At 35.8% G+C, this 17,099-nt stretch carries 18 protein-coding genes; 1 reads left to right on the top strand and 17 read right to left on the bottom strand.

Features of this window, described 5'->3' with window-relative positions:
• Positions 1 to 9: 9 nt before the first annotated feature.
• The 17 genes from ACTWQM_RS10205 to prsW all read right to left on the bottom strand — a co-directional run bounded on the left by ACTWQM_RS10205 (position 10) and on the right by prsW (position 15,970).
• Positions 10 to 720 (bottom strand): demethylmenaquinone methyltransferase, encoded by a 711-nt coding sequence (locus tag ACTWQM_RS10205; RefSeq protein WP_443258068.1) that lies wholly within the window; start codon positions 718 to 720, stop codon positions 10 to 12.
• Between the two features lie 4 nt (positions 721 to 724).
• On the bottom strand, positions 725 to 1,498 hold the full coding sequence (locus tag ACTWQM_RS10200) for a heptaprenyl diphosphate synthase component 1 (protein ID WP_443258067.1): 774 nt from the start codon (positions 1,496 to 1,498) through the stop codon (positions 725 to 727).
• A 348-nt stretch (positions 1,499 to 1,846) separates the two neighbouring features.
• The gene (locus tag ACTWQM_RS10195; RefSeq protein WP_092492704.1) at positions 1,847 to 2,119 is read right to left on the bottom strand and encodes an HU family DNA-binding protein; all 273 of its coding nucleotides are present in this window, start codon (positions 2,117 to 2,119) and stop codon (positions 1,847 to 1,849) included.
• 365 nt (positions 2,120 to 2,484) lie between these two features.
• Positions 2,485 to 3,963, bottom strand: coding sequence for a stage IV sporulation protein A (spoIVA, locus tag ACTWQM_RS10190; protein WP_443258065.1), 1,479 nt, complete (start codon positions 3,961 to 3,963; stop codon positions 2,485 to 2,487).
• 206 nt (positions 3,964 to 4,169) lie between these two features.
• Entirely contained in the window at positions 4,170 to 4,898 is a 729-nt protein-coding gene (locus ACTWQM_RS10185) for a hypothetical protein (protein WP_443258064.1), read from the bottom strand.
• Positions 4,899 to 4,908: 10 nt separating this feature from the next.
• Complete coding sequence (locus ACTWQM_RS10180) at positions 4,909 to 5,106, bottom strand: DUF2768 family protein (protein ID WP_443258063.1); 198 nt, start codon at positions 5,104 to 5,106, stop codon at positions 4,909 to 4,911.
• A 213-nt stretch (positions 5,107 to 5,319) separates the two neighbouring features.
• Complete coding sequence (locus ACTWQM_RS10175) at positions 5,320 to 5,580, bottom strand: stage VI sporulation protein F (protein ID WP_443258062.1); 261 nt, start codon at positions 5,578 to 5,580, stop codon at positions 5,320 to 5,322.
• 59 nt (positions 5,581 to 5,639) lie between these two features.
• The gene (locus tag ACTWQM_RS10170) at positions 5,640 to 6,677 is read right to left on the bottom strand and encodes an NAD(P)H-dependent glycerol-3-phosphate dehydrogenase (RefSeq protein WP_443258061.1); all 1,038 of its coding nucleotides are present in this window, start codon (positions 6,675 to 6,677) and stop codon (positions 5,640 to 5,642) included.
• 13 nt (positions 6,678 to 6,690) lie between these two features.
• Positions 6,691 to 8,001 (bottom strand): ribosome biogenesis GTPase Der, encoded by a 1,311-nt coding sequence (gene der, locus ACTWQM_RS10165; protein ID WP_443258060.1) that lies wholly within the window; start codon positions 7,999 to 8,001, stop codon positions 6,691 to 6,693.
• 103 nt (positions 8,002 to 8,104) lie between these two features.
• Entirely contained in the window at positions 8,105 to 8,707 is a 603-nt protein-coding gene (locus ACTWQM_RS10160; protein WP_443258059.1) for a YphA family membrane protein, read from the bottom strand.
• Between the two features lie 611 nt (positions 8,708 to 9,318).
• A complete protein-coding gene (gene rpsA / locus ACTWQM_RS10155) occupies positions 9,319 to 10,449 on the bottom strand; it encodes a 30S ribosomal protein S1 (protein ID WP_443258058.1) in 1,131 nt (376 codons plus the stop codon).
• Between the two features lie 74 nt (positions 10,450 to 10,523).
• Positions 10,524 to 11,129, bottom strand: a complete 606-nt coding sequence (locus ACTWQM_RS10150; RefSeq protein ID WP_443258057.1) for a lysophospholipid acyltransferase family protein — start codon at positions 11,127 to 11,129, stop codon at positions 10,524 to 10,526.
• Between the two features lie 13 nt (positions 11,130 to 11,142).
• A complete protein-coding gene (gene cmk / locus ACTWQM_RS10145) occupies positions 11,143 to 11,823 on the bottom strand; it encodes a (d)CMP kinase (RefSeq protein ID WP_443258056.1) in 681 nt (226 codons plus the stop codon).
• 253 nt (positions 11,824 to 12,076) lie between these two features.
• Positions 12,077 to 12,727, bottom strand: a complete 651-nt coding sequence (locus tag ACTWQM_RS10140; protein WP_443258055.1) for a flagellar brake protein — start codon at positions 12,725 to 12,727, stop codon at positions 12,077 to 12,079.
• A 195-nt stretch (positions 12,728 to 12,922) separates the two neighbouring features.
• Complete coding sequence (ypeB, locus tag ACTWQM_RS10135; protein WP_443258054.1) at positions 12,923 to 14,284, bottom strand: germination protein YpeB; 1,362 nt, start codon at positions 14,282 to 14,284, stop codon at positions 12,923 to 12,925.
• A 15-nt stretch (positions 14,285 to 14,299) separates the two neighbouring features.
• Positions 14,300 to 15,169, bottom strand: coding sequence for a spore cortex-lytic enzyme (sleB, locus tag ACTWQM_RS10130; RefSeq protein ID WP_443258053.1), 870 nt, complete (start codon positions 15,167 to 15,169; stop codon positions 14,300 to 14,302).
• 120 nt (positions 15,170 to 15,289) lie between these two features.
• The gene (gene prsW, locus ACTWQM_RS10125; protein WP_443258052.1) at positions 15,290 to 15,970 is read right to left on the bottom strand and encodes a glutamic-type intramembrane protease PrsW; all 681 of its coding nucleotides are present in this window, start codon (positions 15,968 to 15,970) and stop codon (positions 15,290 to 15,292) included.
• 85 nt (positions 15,971 to 16,055) lie between these two features.
• Here prsW and ACTWQM_RS10120 point away from each other — a divergent pair, with 85 nt between their 5' ends.
• On the top strand, positions 16,056 to 17,027 hold the full coding sequence (locus ACTWQM_RS10120) for an asparaginase (protein WP_443258051.1): 972 nt from the start codon (positions 16,056 to 16,058) through the stop codon (positions 17,025 to 17,027).
• Positions 17,028 to 17,099: the final 72 nt, after the last annotated feature.

Below are 17,099 nucleotides of genomic sequence, written 5' to 3'. Positions count from 1 at the left end.
GTCGATTATTTATTGTTCTTTTGTTGCCATATGCATTGCAGCTACACCACCTGTATAGCTTTTCACTTGTACACGAGTAAATCCTGCTGATTGAAACATCTGTTTCAGCTCTTTCTTATTAGGAAAATCTTTAGCTGATTCATGTAACCATGCATATTCTTTATAACTTTTAGCAAACATTCTACCTAATAATGGCATAATAAAACGAAAATAAAAATAGTAACCTTGACGAAATCCATTCATTGTTGGCTGTGAAGTCTCAAGACAAACTACTTTTCCATTTGGCTTAACAACGCGATACATTTCTTTTAATACAGTCATATAATCTGGAACATTCCGCAACCCAAAACCAATTGTGACATAGTCAAATGAATTATCCTCGTATGGCAGATCCATTGCATTTCCTTGCACAAAGGAAAGCTGACTATAGTCTAATACCTCGTTTTTTTCTTCTGCGACAGATAACATATTATGGCTGAAATCCAAACCGATTACTTCACCTGTACTGCCACTTGCTTCAGCAAGAGCAATGGACCAGTCTCCAGTGCCACAACATACATCAAGTGCAACTGAACCTTTTTCAACATTCATCCGCTGCATAACACTTTTTCTCCAAGCCTTGTGGCGCTGAAAAGAAATTATAGAGTTCATGGAATCATAGTTATCATAGATTTTTTCAAATACGTGATGAACACGTTCTTCTTTTGATTGCTGATTCATTTGCCTACCCTTCCTCCACAATTCTTCTGTTTCCATTAGGAAATTCATTCAAAGTCTCTTGAATATGTGATTTTACTGCTGTAAGATGCTTTGGAAAGTGATTCAACTGGTTTCTCACGGATCCAATTTCCTTGCTAACATATGTCTCTGCAACATGCATTGTAAATGTATTAGTTGAAGAATTTTGATTATACCAATTAGAAAACAGCGCGGAAGTACTACTATGCAGCATACTCTTTCTTTCTTCATTAAGTTTTCTAGTTAATAGCCATCTAGCCGAAATCCCGCTAACAGTTGTCTCACCCACATATTCAGCCACATGAATATACAGTAGTGTTTCAATTTTTTTAACGATCGTTATAAATGTCTCGAAGGATTCTATATGTCTATAATATAATTGCATTTTATACTCGTTAATTTCTTTGATTGCAGTAGCTAGGATACGAACCATTTCTAAATCTTCTATTTCCGCCAGAAGTAAATAGTATAATCCACTATAGTAATCCCCAGCCAATACTGATAATTGCTTTGTGACTTTATCTGTATTGGATTGCTCTGAATCATTTGTTTTGGGAACCAAATCATGTGTATCTAATGCCATTTGTACTAGCATTGTTGATACGGTATAATTCTTTTTTTTATCATCTGGCAAATCAGTATTGTCTAAGATTGAAGTTAATATAAATAATTTATCTTCATTCAAAACCGGGGCTTTTAAGTATTTTTCTAAATATGAATTATGCATTCTTTCTTTTATTAATGTTTTTAAGTTTCCCATATCCATACTGGATGTCTGCAAAACAACCACCTGTTCCCTTTCAAGCATTCCTTATTGATATTGTTATTATAGCATAATTTAAACATGTTCCATAATCAAAAAAGTTAAGTGAACAGCATAGAAGGAATTATCGTTCGTAATGATAAATTATAACTGAATATCACAGGATGGCTAACGTTAGTTTCAGTTGTATTCGCAACAACAAGTTGAATTCATAAGCTTGACTTATCGCCAAGCTTTGATGTAAATAAGCCTTAGTTGCACTTATACGGTTGAAAGGATTCATATTTTCTTACAAAGAAAAAAGGGCACGTAGTTACGTGCCCTTTTTTCGCCCTATGTAAGATATTATTTAACGCTTTCCTTTAGGGCTTTTCCTGGTTTGAATGCAGGAACTTTACTTGCAGGAATTTTGATCTCTTCCCCAGTTTGCGGGTTACGACCTTTACGTGCTGAACGCTCACGTACTTCGAAATTCCCGAATCCAATCAATTGTACTTTTTCACCATCTTTAAGTGAATCCATGACAGATTCAAAAACTGCATCTACTGCTTTAGTAGCATCCTTTTTTGAAAGCTCACTTTTTTCTGAAACTGCGTTTACTAGGTCTGTTTTATTCATGACATTCACCTCCTCCCAAAATTCATTCGACATTGGTACAAAATTATTCTAATTCCATTTGTTACCAAGTTGTCATTTTTTATACCTATTGCCACCAAATTCATTGATGACAAGGCTTATACTAACCGAGATTGAAATAAATTTCAACAATAATCGCCTATTTTCTCAGTTTTTATTTAATATTTAGCTATTTTTTCCCATTTTTGCATCTAAAAATTGCTATTATGGAAAAATAATCCATCGTGATGTTCAATAGTATTAAGACTAGTTATAATAGGCTCTTTTAGTTATATACGACATAGATAGAGAAATTCCTGCAACTTTTAGAAAAGAAAAATAAAAAAAATAGCAACTAATTAAAGCTGCTATAAGATAATTGCTATTAGGCCACCTGAACCTTCGTTAATTATACGTTCAAGCGTATCTTTTAATTTATACCTAGCGTTTTCTGGCATTAATGCTATTTTTGCCTGGATTCCCTCTCTTACAATCGAACTCAAGGATCTGCCGAAGATGTCAGATTCCCAGATGGATAAAGGGTCCTCCTCAAAATCTTGCATTAAATACCTTACTAGTTCTTCACTCTGTTTTTCAGTTCCAATAATTGGTGCAAATTCTGACTCCACTTCAACTTTAATCATGTGAATGGAAGGGGCAACCGCTTTTAACCTGACTCCGAATCTTGATCCTTGACGAATAATCTCTGGTTCTTCTAATTCCATATCCTCCAAGGTTGGAGCTGCTATCCCATAACCAGTTTGTTTTACCATTTGCAATGCACCTGAGACATTATCATATTCACGTTTTGCATGGGCGAAATCTTGCATTAATTCAAGCAAATGGTCTTTACCGCGAATTTCTTCTCCAACAATTTCTTTTAATACTTCATCATATAAGTAATCTGGGGCATGAAGATCAATTTCTGCAACTCCTTCCCCCATTTCCATACCTGCAAGGTTTGCGTTGTCAATATAATCATAATCTGAAAAATCTCCAACTATATGATCCACATCTCTTAGTCTTCTTATATTTTTTACTGTTGCCTGAATTGCTTCCTGATAATTCTTCCTTAACCAATGATCCTCATTTAAGACCATGACCCAGCTGGGCAAATTCACATTAACTTCAAGAACCGGAAATTCATAAAGTGATTCTCTTAGTACATTATAAACGTCATGTTCAGTCATTGATTCGATGCTCATAGCTAACACTGGGATATCGTACTTTTCTACTAGTTCCTGACGAAGCAATTCGGTTTCCTGACTTGTTGGTCTAACAGAGTTTACGACCATGATAAATGGTTTACCAACTTCTTTTAATTCTTCAACAACTTTCGCTTCGGATTCCTGATAATCTGCTCTTTCAATCTCTCCGATTGATCCATCTGTGGTTATAACAACACCAATTGTAGAGTGCTCCTGAATTACTTTTCGCGTACCAATCTCTGCTGCATCATGGAAAGGTATTGGATCTTCATACCATGGTGTATTAATCATTCTAGGGCCATTCTCATCTTCAAATCCCTTAGCACCATTAACAGCATATCCAACACAATCCACTAACCGGACATTAACATCAAGTCCCTCGTCCACATGTACCGATACAGCCTGGTTCGGAATGAATTTAGGTTCTGTTGTCATTATCGTTTTTCCTGCTGCACTCTGAGGTAACTCATCGTGTGCTCTTCCCCGTTCACTTTCATCTGCAATATTCGGTAAAACTACCAACTCCATAAAGCGCTTAATAAAAGTTGATTTCCCGGTCCGGACTGCACCTACAATTCCAAGATAAATATCTCCATTCGTCCGTTTCGAAATATCTTTAAAAATATCAACTCTCTCCAAACGATCCCCTCCCGATCTCCTGTTCCATTAATATTAAACAAACTAAGAATAATTGACATTACAATTCTATGATGTTGTCCTATCAAAATATGACTTAATTATGTCTAAAAGATAATTTTTGTTAAGTCATCAAAAGAGTTTTACAGATAATACGCAAAAAACCCCTTGCAACACAATATATGTAACAAGGGATTTATTATGATAGTTTATTTTGTTGTGTTATTAAAAACAGGCTCACCTTCATGAATAGTATATGGTAAAGAGTAAGCGGGAACAAAGGGGCTATTATTTGCAAGTATATACCGGATATCTTCTCCAGATTTAAAATCGTGTTCATATTCCTTTAATGCATTCATCAAATCAATACGGTAATCCACATAAAGTTTTCCTTTTGTATCCATTACAATAGGCAGATTATTTTTTGAGTATGGACTTGTAACATAAGGATAATCATCTAAATTTAATTTTTTATAATCTACTTTAAAAACACCATCTGCAACCTCTTCTCCATATGGAGGATAAATATGTTCACTTCGATAAATTTCCAGTTTTACACTCACATCCCTGATCGCTTCAGTGATTCGTAAGTCAATTAGCTTGACGTGCGGGTTATCCTCAGGGGTAATTAACACATATTGATAAATACCACCGTTTTCAAATGCGTTCCCAGGTATTTCCGCTATATTGTTCCGTTCTTTTAGCTTGCCAAAATCGACTAGATACTTTTGAAAGACTGGTGTATCGCTTGATTTGGTTTTTATCGGAACCAGTCCGTTAGTTTCTTTCTGATACGTATCGACTGCTGACTGAATTTTTTCTAGCTGAGCTTCATTTGGTACTTTATTTTTCGATAATTCACTATTTGGATAGAGACATCCAGTTAGAAAAATGATAATCAGAAATGCACTCAAAGCCCGAATATATGTATGTTTCATGATAAGCCTCCTATCCTGTTGGACCACTAAAAACGATATATATTATGATTATCCCTCCGAGTATCAAAGAAAGATACGCTAAAACAGAAACAATCCCTGCTAAAATGCCATTTAATTTATATCTGCTAAGTATGATAAGTCCAATAGCTAAAAGTAATAGTGCCATGCCACCAAATGATATATACATTTTAAGCATTGATACTGACATTGCTTTCACTCCTATTCTTAATATGCACATCGTATTATAACATAAGGGCGTTTGTAAGAGCATTATGTACACATTAAAAATCCGGGATGAAGGGGGGCTATCTCCATCCCGGTTTGACTAAATAATACCCACAGCAACTCTATCCATGAATGCTTGTGCGATTCATTTTATGCGAGCATACGAACTAATGTATCCTCACTTGCCCAGATATGACTATTTTTTGAACATTTTATTTAAAGATTGCATATCCACTGGCATGTTACTACTGGTTATAGATTTAACAATCTGGTCTTCCTTGGCTTTAGAAATTGGTTTATTGGCAACTCTGGACAATCGCCTTACTAGATCTCTTACAGTTTTTTCATCAGAAAAATCTGCGTTCTTTACAGAATTTGCGACTTTATAAATTTCATCAGGATTTACATCTGACTTTTGTTGTATTTTGTCAAATAGATTGTCTTGAAAATTACTCACATGCTCGCCTCCTTGCATAGTTAATTCACCATATTGTATGCAAGGAGAACGATTCCGTGTTATTTTGAATAGTTTGTACGGAGCAACGTTGCAAGGTCGTCCATTTCTTCTTTTTTGCTTCGATTCATTAGCTGCTCAACTACATCTCTTGGATTCAAGTCATCAAATAAAATCTGATATATGCCGTTAGTAATCGGCATTTCAATATGCTGCTTTTGTGCAAATTGATTAGCTGCCTTAGTAGTTCTTACACCTTCAACAACCATACCCATCTCATCTAATACTTCTTCCAGCTTCTGTCCTTTTCCTAACAGGTTTCCGGCGCGCCAGTTTCTACTGTGAACACTTGTACATGTAACGATAAGGTCACCAACACCGGGCAGTCCAAGAAAAGTCAATGGATTAGCACCAAGCGATGCACCTAGCCGTGTTATTTCTGCTAGCCCTCTGGTAATAAGGGCTGCTTTTGCATTATCTCCATAACCCAACCCATCTGAAATTCCAGCTCCAAGCGCAATAATATTTTTTAATGCACCACCAAGTTCTATCCCTACTATATCAGGACTTGTATAAACACGAAATGATTCGTTAAAGAACAAATTCTGAGCTAATTCAGCATTTTGGATGTCCTTTGATGATACTGTCACAGTCGTTGGCTGTCTTTTTCCTACTTCTTCCGCATGACTTGGTCCAGATAAAACAACAATATCCTCCTGAGTATATTCGCTCATTTCCTCGCCAATTAATTCAGATACCCGTTTTAGCGATTCTGGTTCAATACCTTTGGAGGCGTGAATTATAGTAACTTTGTGTTTTAGTATTGTATCTAACTGCTTGCAAACATCACGAATGGCTTTCGTAGGGACAACCAATACAATAGCCGTGACATCATCAACTGCTTTTTCCAAATCATGAAAGGCTTTCAGTTGTTCAGGAATCGTTATATCTAAATAATTTTCATTCTTGTGCGTCGTATTAATTACATCGGCTTGTTCTTTTCGATGAGTCCATAAGCGAACATCATGTCCGTTATCAGCTAATACAATTCCTAATGCTGTTCCCCAGCTGCCAGCGCCTAACACAGCTACTTTACCCATTTTCAAATCCTCCCTATTGACGACTTCGTGCGAATATTTTTATTGGAGTTCCAACAAAACCAAAGGCATCTCTAATTTTATTTTCCAAAAATCTTTCGTATGAAAAGTGCATTAACTCAGGATTATTAACAAAAACAACAAAGCTTGGTGGTTTAACAGCCACTTGCGTTGCATATAACACTTTTAAGCGTTTTCCCTTTACTGTCGGAGTTGGATTCATTGCTATCGCATCCATAATTACATCGTTCAAGACATTGGTTTGGATACGCTTTGCATGATTTTCGCTGGCAACTTTTATTGCTGGAATTAACGTATGCAGTCGTTTCTTTGTTTTAGCAGAAAGAAATACAATTGGGGCATAATCCAAGAATAGAAAATGCGAACGTACTTTGGTTTCAAATTCTTTCATCGTTTTTTCATTCGTTTCAACTGTATCCCATTTATTTACAACAAGTATAACAGCTCTTCCAGCTTCATGTGCATAACCAGCAATTTTCTTATCCTGTTCTCTTATTCCTGTTTCGGCGTCAATTAAAACCAGAACCACATCAGAACGTTCTATTGCTTTTAATGCACGTAATACACTATATTTCTCTGTGGTCTCGTACACCTTTCCACGTTTACGCATTCCGGCGGTATCAATTATTACATAATCCTGGTCATCTCTTTGCAGATGTGTGTCAGTAGCTTCCCTTGTAGTCCCTTCTATTTCACTTACAATAACTCTTTCTTCATTAAGCATAGAATTAACTAAAGAAGACTTTCCAACATTTGGTCTTCCAATTAAACTAAAGTAGATTGTATCATCTTTTACATCCTCATCACTTTTTTCTGGAAAATAATCTACAACTGCATCCAATAAATCGCCTAACCCGAGCCCATGAGACCCTGATATAGGATATGGCTCACCAAAACCTAAGGAATAATATTCGTATATTTGTTCACGCATTTCCGGGTTGTCCATTTTATTAACAGCAACCACAACAGGTTTATTTGACTTGAATAGCATTTTAGCAACTTCGTCATCTGCACCCGTTATTCCTTCACGGCCATTTAGTAAAAATATTATTACATCAGCCTCATCGATGGCGACCTCAGCTTGCTGGCGCATTTGAACAAGTAACGGCTCATCACCAATCTCTATACCGCCCGTATCGATCAAATTAAATGTTGATGTTAACCATTCAGCTTGGGCGTATATCCGGTCCCTGGTTACCCCTGGGACATCCTCCACAATAGATATTCTTTCTCCTACCAGTCTATTGAAAATAGTCGATTTTCCTACATTAGGTCTCCCTACAATTGCAACAACAGATTTCCTCATGAAAGGAACATCCTTTCTTTAATATCTCTAAGTTTTTACATTAATTTAGTACTCCATTAACTTTCCTAATTCTAGCAAAAGAAAGTTATATTCACAATCATTATTAAGCTCGTTGCTTTATTAAATGTCTATTTGTTGAAACAAATATATAAATTTTACGGTTCAATGTTAAAAATATACTACTACAAAGTAAAAGCATTGTAACGATCAGCACACAATCAAAGAAAATCATATCCCCTACCGTCTTTTGGATTGAATAATTAGCCATAATCATACTAAATACCATTTCACCACATGCAATACCAAATAAACCTGCTCCTAGTCTATTTAAAAGACCATTTGTCAATAACATAATTAAAATTAACAGGAGAACGGAAACTGTTATTAGCTGAGGGAGGAAAAGACTTATAGGGGTAATATTTACCCAAATTAGGATACCTATATACCCAATGCATACAATAAATGAAATTATTGAATGATATATCAACCGTGGGAGTTTCACATGTAAGAACAGTGTTCCTCCAAGAAAAATAATGAAACTAACCGAAATGCTAAATAAGTCTATGGAAAGCTGCAAGTTGGAAAATAAGATTAGCAAAAGAATCCAACATGCCAAAAACATCCTTTGCTTCTCTTTTTTCATAAAGAACGTAACTATAATCCATAAGACCCAACAAAGCCAGTAAAAAATAAGTCCATTACCCATGTTTAACCACCTACTATATTTACTATTATGGCATTTATTTTTTACTTTTAAACAAATACCGTATGTTCTTAAATATAAATAGGGTTTATAAATAATAATCCTTTTCTAAAGGCTAATTTTTAAATATGTTGCTTTTTTCAACCAATCGATTCTAACAAATAGTTGATATAAACTGTGAGACTTACAAGGGAAGTCCGATTAGTGTCAGTTAGTGAGGATCTCTGATCACGCAACTGGAATATACTCGCGTATCTAGGGGTCATCACAAGCTCCTACGCATAAAACGTTCTAGTGCAGACATTGACACAAGGTGTGGCGTTCTTAGTCTTCCTTGTTCGCAAGGAACACTCACTACCATGAAAGTTCACAAGGAAGTGGAGTGTTCCAACTGGAAGGATTATACAATTAAGGGAATGAAGTATTTCCACTCGGAAGGCTGAGACGGATTCTCATTCCGCTACTTCAACATCTGGGCGAAATGAATGCTTATTATGATGTGATTTCTAATCTTAGTAGTATTGTCCTCTGCCAAAACTTAACCATTTTAAACATACTACAAGAGCTTTTCAAAAAAACAGCTCTCCCTGCTGTCGGAAGAGCTGAATAAAATATTATTTGTATTTATTTAATTTATCACCAATGAAATCTCCAAGCTGAAACCCTGACTGGTCTTCATCTTTTTCATATTGTTTAAATTCTGCAGCTTCCTGTTCCTGCTCAAGTTCTTTTATGCTAAGCGACATCCGCTCTTCTTGTTCACTTACATCAAGTACTTTGACTTGTACCTGTTGACCAACATCAAGTACTTCTTGGGGTGTACCAATGTGTCGGTTAGCAATTTGGGAAATATGAACAAGTCCTTCAACCCCTGATAAAACCTCTACAAATGCACCAAAGTTCACAAGTCGTCTGACTGTTCCTTCCAGAACATCTCCTTTTGAAACACGTTCCTGAATATCTGCCCAAGGTCCTGGTAATACTTTCTTACGAGAGAGAGAAATACGCTCATTATCCCGATCAATAGATAAGATTTCAACTTTAATATTATCACCTTCAGCCACAACATCTGAAGCCTTTTCGACATGCTCGTGGGCTAGCTGAGAAATATGAACAAGTCCATCAATGCCTCCAAGGTCAACAAAAACACCAAAGCTTGTTAAGCGCTGAACGACACCCTCTAAAACTTGACCCTGTTCCAGCGTTTGTAGTACTTGCTGCTTTTGTTGTTTAGATTCATCCTGAACAACATCTTTATGAGATAATATAACTCGATTTTGTTCTTTATCCAAGTCAACGATCTTAACAGTTAATGTTGTGTCTTTATAGTCTGAAAAGTCTTCTACAAAGTAAGTTTCTACTAAAGATGCAGGAATGAATCCGCGTAAACCAACGTCTACAACCAGACCACCTTTTACTACTTCTTTAATTTCTGTTTCAAATACTTCATTATTTTGATAGCTTTCTTCTAACGCTTCCCATGCTTTTTCAGCATCTACTGCTTTTTTGGATAAAATAATTTCATCATCTTCCATTTTCTTCACTTGTAGTGTGAGTGTATCACCTTCTTTTACGAGATCACTCGCTTGATCGATGTGCAGACTTGATAGTTCGCTGATCGGAACAATTCCCTCCGATTTATAACCAATATCTACAAGAACTTGTTTATCCTCAACTTTAACCACAGTTCCTGTTAGAATATCTCCTATCTCAAACTGCGTCATTTCATTACTAGATTCACTCATACAATTAGCCCTCCTTAAAGTACAAAACAACAATACATTAAAACTCTCTTTTTTATAACTTCTAATATTTATAATTATTTGTCAAGTGATGCAGGCTGGGAATTATGTTTTTCGATTAAAATTTTAATTTCAGACATGATTGCGTCAGCCGCATCCTTTGCAGAAGACTTAGCCTCCCTATAGGATTGCATGTCCATGGGTTTTCCATAGATAACAGTAAGTTTTCTTCCTGGCTTATATGGACCTATTATCGCACACGGTACAATTGTCGCATTAGATCTTAACGCGAAAAACCCTGCTCCTGCTAATGGTTTTCCAAGTTCGCCCGTTTTACTGCGTGTACCCTCAGGAAACAGGCCTAATGTCTCGCCATTCTCTAAAATGTCTAATCCCTTACGTAAAGCATTGCGGTCTTTCAACCCTCTCTTAACAGGGAATGCACGAATTCCTAACAGTAGTTTCCCCAAAAATGGTTTTTCAAATAGTTCACCTTTTGCCATAAAAAATATATCACGAGGCGAAGTGATCCCAACTACTGGTGGGTCAAGATTTGAGATATGATTTGAACATATAATAACCGGCCCATTACTTGGAACGTTTTCCTTTCCGATTATTTTAATCCGAAACAATGGGAAAAATATTATTGCTACAACTGTTCTGGCAAATTTATAAAGACTCATACTTGCCCCCCCTCTACTCAGCAATCACTTTAGATGCCTGGTGTAGTATTGACTCAGCTACTTCATCAATTGTTAAGGCAGTTGTGTCAATCTCTATTGCATCATTTGCTTTTGTCAGTGGAGCTGCCTCCCGTTTAGAATCAATCAAATCTCTTTGCTGGATTTCTTGCTTTAATCTCTCCAGGTCAGCAGAGAATCCTTTTCGTATGTTTTCTTCATACCTTCGTTTAGCGCGTTCCTCCACAGTGGCAATCAGAAATATCTTTACCTGCGCATTTGGTAAAACATGTGTACCAATATCACGCCCATCCATAACAACTCCACGTTTTTCCGCAAGTATTTGTTGTCTTTTCACCATATCATTTCGAATACTGGGATGTTTGGCAACATATGATACATTATTTGTTACTTCCTCGGTACGTATACTGCGCGTAACGTCCTCGTTATCAACCATAACACGTTGTCCATTCCCCTTTTTATCCATGCTCAAATCAATCTCTGTATCTGCTAATAATGCAGCAAGTTGCTGTTCATCTTCCAGGGGAACCCCTTTATTAAGAGCTTTTAAAGTTAATCCTCTATACATTGCTCCAGTATCAATGTAAACATATGTAAGTTTTTTTGCCACGATTTTAGCCACCGTACTTTTACCCGCCGCTGCCGGTCCGTCAATTGCGATTGCGATTGCTTTCATTTTCGTAATTCATTCCCCTCAATATCTCAAGTCATTAACTATGTCGTTATAGAAAAACTTGGCATAGAGCCAAGTATAAATAAAACCCTTATGTAAGATAATAACATAACTATAAAAACATGGTCTATTGGTTTTAATATAATCCAAAATAATTAAACTTAAACAATGTAAAAATTGCCACACTCTAGTGTAAATGAGGCCAATGATACAACTTTCTGAATAAATAAGCATGGTACAAAAATAATATAATATTCTAGAGTAATTCTTTTTTTCGCGCCTCACGTTGTTTTTCAAAACAGTAACGAACAATGCTTTGTCGATCTGCTTTTGTTACTTGAATAATCTTCAAGGATGCTATATTAGCTGCAGTTTCGGATTCCTTAATTCGAATAACCTCAACCAACGCTGTTACATATTGAAATTCGCCTGAGTGCATCTGAAGAACTATCCAGACGTTTGCCTCTTCTTTTTCCTTCATTTTATTTCCATTTGGTACAATTATAGACATTCCTCCACCGCTTATATCAGAAGTTACAGTAGTAAATGAGTCATTTGAACTATGAAATGCTATATCAATTGCGGTTTCGATTCGTACATACTCTCTCCGCTGAATCCTCTTTATATTGTCTTTATCAGGAAAGTTTATTGCAAGGGTTGGGACATTCAATTTAACCTTTGCTACTATCTCTGTTTGGAATTTATAAACGGATTGATCATTTCCCACATATTCTGCTGAAAGATGCGTGCCCTTATGAAGAAAGGCAGTTTTATTCGTTTTTATATCAATTGGATAGTCGATAAATAGATAATCTTCATTTTTATCAACTATTTTGCAACGATATTTTTCAATCTTATCCTTTTGCTTCTGTTTCAACTCAAGATTCAGTAAAGTCCCGATCTTCAAGTTCAATCCCCCCCATCTCAGCAATACTTTATACCTATATTATTACAGAAAAATCAAAAAAGGGAAAGACCCTAAGTCCATCCCTTTTGTACTATAACTGACGGAGGGCTTTAGAAAGTGAGCAACTGACAATAGTCTATCACATTTCCTAAACCACTCAAGTTCATCTTGTTTCTGTTTAATCATATAATCCGTCTAAACAGATACTTGTACTCGTGTTCTCATCGCAAAGTTAATTTCAGTTCCATCTAGCTTTTCAACCTTTTCTTCCGTACCATCCATAGCATTAATAAATATTCTGTACGTCTCATTATCAAGAACACCTAGAAATTCATAAACTAATACTTCTTCACCAATATCATTGTCAATAACAGCCATATGTTCCTCATTTATTTTAACTTCAGGATTCACTTTATTCTTTGCCTCTTTTACAGATAACTTTGGCTCGGGAATATCTCTTTTCTTATGGTTCATAAAGTAATTCCTGGCAGTGAATCCAAGTAAGTCACCATTATCCAAAGCTACTTTCACCTCAATTGCATCCGAGAACACCCGAACGTCATCCTGCTTGTAGAGAAATGAATACACCCCAACATTACTAAATTGATTACTTGAAAATATCGTCATATCCTTAAACCCGTTTTCCTCTAAATAACCCTTTGCTTTCTCCAAACCTTTATTTAGACTAATCTTTTGTTCTTTGGTAGTTCTGTTTACTAACAGGGTTATTGGATGCCCCCCTTTTTGGGATATATCCATATAAGCATTTTTATTACCATTCTTATAAGAAATACTATAAGTTGGTATATCTGAACCTTTACCGCTCTTTGTAACTGTAAGGTTATTGTCATTATTAACATTGAACAATTTTTTACCTTTCTCTAATGCTTCATTTTTATCAAGTTTATCTCCATTCAAAAATTGATACTCATGTTCTTTAGAGGAAGTCCCAGTGAGCGATGCATTTGTATTACTTTCAGTGTAACCCTCCACTTTCTTTTCAACAGTTTTAAACCCATCGACAATCGTATTATCTGATTGTTCGTCTTGAGTTGCTAATGCCAGTTGGACATCCATCCATCGCAAATTCTCTTCTAGAACCACATGCTGTACTTGTCTTAATTCATTTTTTAATTCACCTGACTGTTTATATAGTTCTTCAAGTGTTGCTGTTTCCTTATCCGTCAATGGATCCTTCTTTAAATCTCTTACTGCGGTACGATAAGTAAAATCACCTATATTAGCAAGAAATTCTTCTGTCTTATTAAAAGGTAGCAATGTAAGTGGCAATTGCCCAACATCTGATATTGCCTCAGATGTTAATCGCCAAATTTCAACCATTTGTGGTGACAAGCGCTCTTTTGAGTTCATCGCTAATGCTGTACCTATTTTGTCATTCAACAAATCCATGTTATATGAAAGTTCATGAAAAGCTCGCTGATACGTATTTTCCGCTTGTATTAGAATTGCGTTTTTATCCTGATGCTCCTGATAACCCCAAAATGCTGTACCCGCTATTCCAATAGTAAGCACGCCAATTAAAATCCATCGTATCATTCTTATCACTCCTTGCTATTTAGCAAATATGTGTTTCCCTATTTTTTTGATTTGTGGTCTTGACCAAATCCAATCTGAAGTTGCGGTATCTGGGTTAAAGTAATACAATGCGTTTCCTGAAGGATCCCAGCCATTTACTGCATCCAGGACAGCCTCTTTCGCTTGCTCGTTTGGAGTTAACCAAATTTGTCCATCAGCAACAGCAGTAAATGCCCTTGGTTCAAAAACGACACCGGAAACAGTATTCGGAAATGTGGAACTTTCAACCCGATTTAAAATTACAGCTGCAACTGCAACTTGTCCTACGTAAGATTCACCACGAGATTCTCCATGAACCGCATTTGCCATTAATTGAATGTCATTTTGAGAGTACCCTTGAGGTACATTTACAGAAGTGGGTTCAACTGATGTTTGTTGATCATTATTTGCACCTTTTTGATTGTTCTTCTTATCCTGCTGATTTTTCTGTTGATTATTTTTTTTATCTGGAGTCGTCTGTTTAGAATTATCAACTCCGCCGTAGTGTGTAAAATCTTTTCCCTTTCGAATCTGTTCTCTTACATAGCCCCTATCATACTCACTCGCTTCTACTAACTTTTGCCTTGTAGTAAGTCCTGCTAAGCCATCAACTTTAAGACCAAATTCATATTGAAAATTACGTAATGCCCAATAAGTCCCCCATCCAAAAACACCATCAATATTCCCATTATAAAAACCAAGATATTGTAACCTTGCCTGCAATTCAATTACATCATCCCCAACAGCACCGTGTTGAACAACTTGTGAGGTAAATGCATTTACTGGTTTTGTGGTATGTGATGTTTGAAGTCCTACCACTAAAAAACATATAATGATAATGAATAGGAACAGTTTTTTATAGGTCATTTAGTTTCCTCCTGCTAATGCATTGTCATATGATACCTATTTTTTAACTAAACGCCCTTTTTATTCATTAAGATTTTTAACAATAAAAAAATCCTCAGTATCTATAGGATACAAAGGATCTCAAGCTTGCATTTTTCTTTTTTTTTGAACTATATCTTCCAAGTTTGACTGATTTGCAGTTTTAACTCGACGTAATCCGATTATCCAGAGTACAATCATAAATGGAATCAGTAATGTTAGCCAATTACTCGTTATCGTTTTAAGTATATAGTTATAACTGCCATGTAAGGTGATGGGTAAAATCAATGCTAAAACAATATTCCATTTCTTATAATAACTGTTAACTTTAGCTTTTCCAAAGTGATATCCCATTATCACACCGAACAAAGCATGTGATGACACCGGAAATAGGGCTCTTGTAAATGCATATTCGATTCCGTTTGTAAGCAAGTACAGAAAGTTTTCTACTGTAGCAAATCCTAAACTTATAGAAACAGCATATACAATTCCATCATAATGTGCATCAAATTCTGTATGATGATAAATTACATACAGAAAAATGAACCATTTAAAAAATTCCTCAATAAAACCTACTTCCAGGAATGATTGCATGAAATTATTACTGCTGACGTTCTCTATGGTGAGTGCATATTGGATAAACATTATCGGAAATACGAGCAATGCACCTAATATAAACGTCTTCAGGATTAGTGAAAATGGTTCTGTGAATCTGTCTTTCAAATAAATAAATGACATTAATGCGAGTGCAGGTGCTATTCCGGCAGATACAATAGCTAACATGACAAAGACCTCTCTCCAATTATCTTGATATAATCGTATCATTATGTTTCAGAAATTAAAATAGAATTTAGGCTGGTGATTGTACATGAAAAATATTGTGATTATCCATACAGGTGGAACAATTTCGATGGTGGAAAATAAAAATACAGGTGAAGTCAATACAACCAAACACCACCCATTAACAGATTTTTCGGGTTATTTTCAAAGGTACGCTAATATTGATGAAATTAACTTATTCTCTCTTCCATCACCGCAAATAACTCCACAACATATGCTGGAGCTAGCTAAAAAGGTTGACCAGTTAACATATAACTATGATGGAGTTGTAATAACTCATGGCACTGATACGCTGGAGGAAACAGCATATTTTTTGGATTTGGTTGTTAAAACACAGAAACCTGTCGTCATTACTGGAGCAATGCGGTCAACTAATGAAATTGGCTCAGATGCCCTTTATAACTTAATAAGTTCACTGCGAGTAGCAACAGATCATGAAGCTGCAAACAAAGGAGTACTCGTCGTAATGAACGATGAGATACATACTGCAACAAATGTAACAAAGACATCAACAAGTAATGTAGCAACTTTTCAAAGCCCACAGTATGGTCCAATTGGAATCATAACAAAAGAATCTATAATTTTTCATCATACGATCTTAGCCAGGCATTCACATCCGGTAAGTCAAATTACTAAAAAAGTATTTTTACTAAAAGCATACGCTGGAATGGATGAACAGATTCTTAACGCGATTCTCCAGGCCAATCCACATGGCCTTGTAATAGAAGGTTTGGGACAAGGGAATTTGCCTAATGGTACCGTTAAGCCAATACAAGTGTTTATTAAAAAAGGAATTCCAGTTATATTGGTATCCAGATGTTTCCGAGGAATTGTACAGCCAACTTACGGATATGATGGTGGCGGTAAACAACTTAAGGAAATTGGTGTAATAATGTCGAATGGGTTAACCGGGCCTAAAGCAAGAATTAAGTTAATGATAGCGTTAGAAAAAACAAAGGACGTCAATTTATTAACTGATATTTTTGAAAAAGAATTATAGTTAAAACAAATAATAGTGGCCAAGACAAAAGTGTTAAATCAAACTAAAATCCGAACTATGATTCAAAATTCT

It is taken from the genome of Virgibacillus sp. L01, from assembly GCF_052246775.1.
GTDB lineage: Bacteria > Bacillota > Bacilli > Bacillales > Amphibacillaceae > Lentibacillus.
The sequence above is the reverse complement of the archived record's forward strand: the minus strand, read 5'-3'. Positions and strand labels throughout refer to the sequence as shown.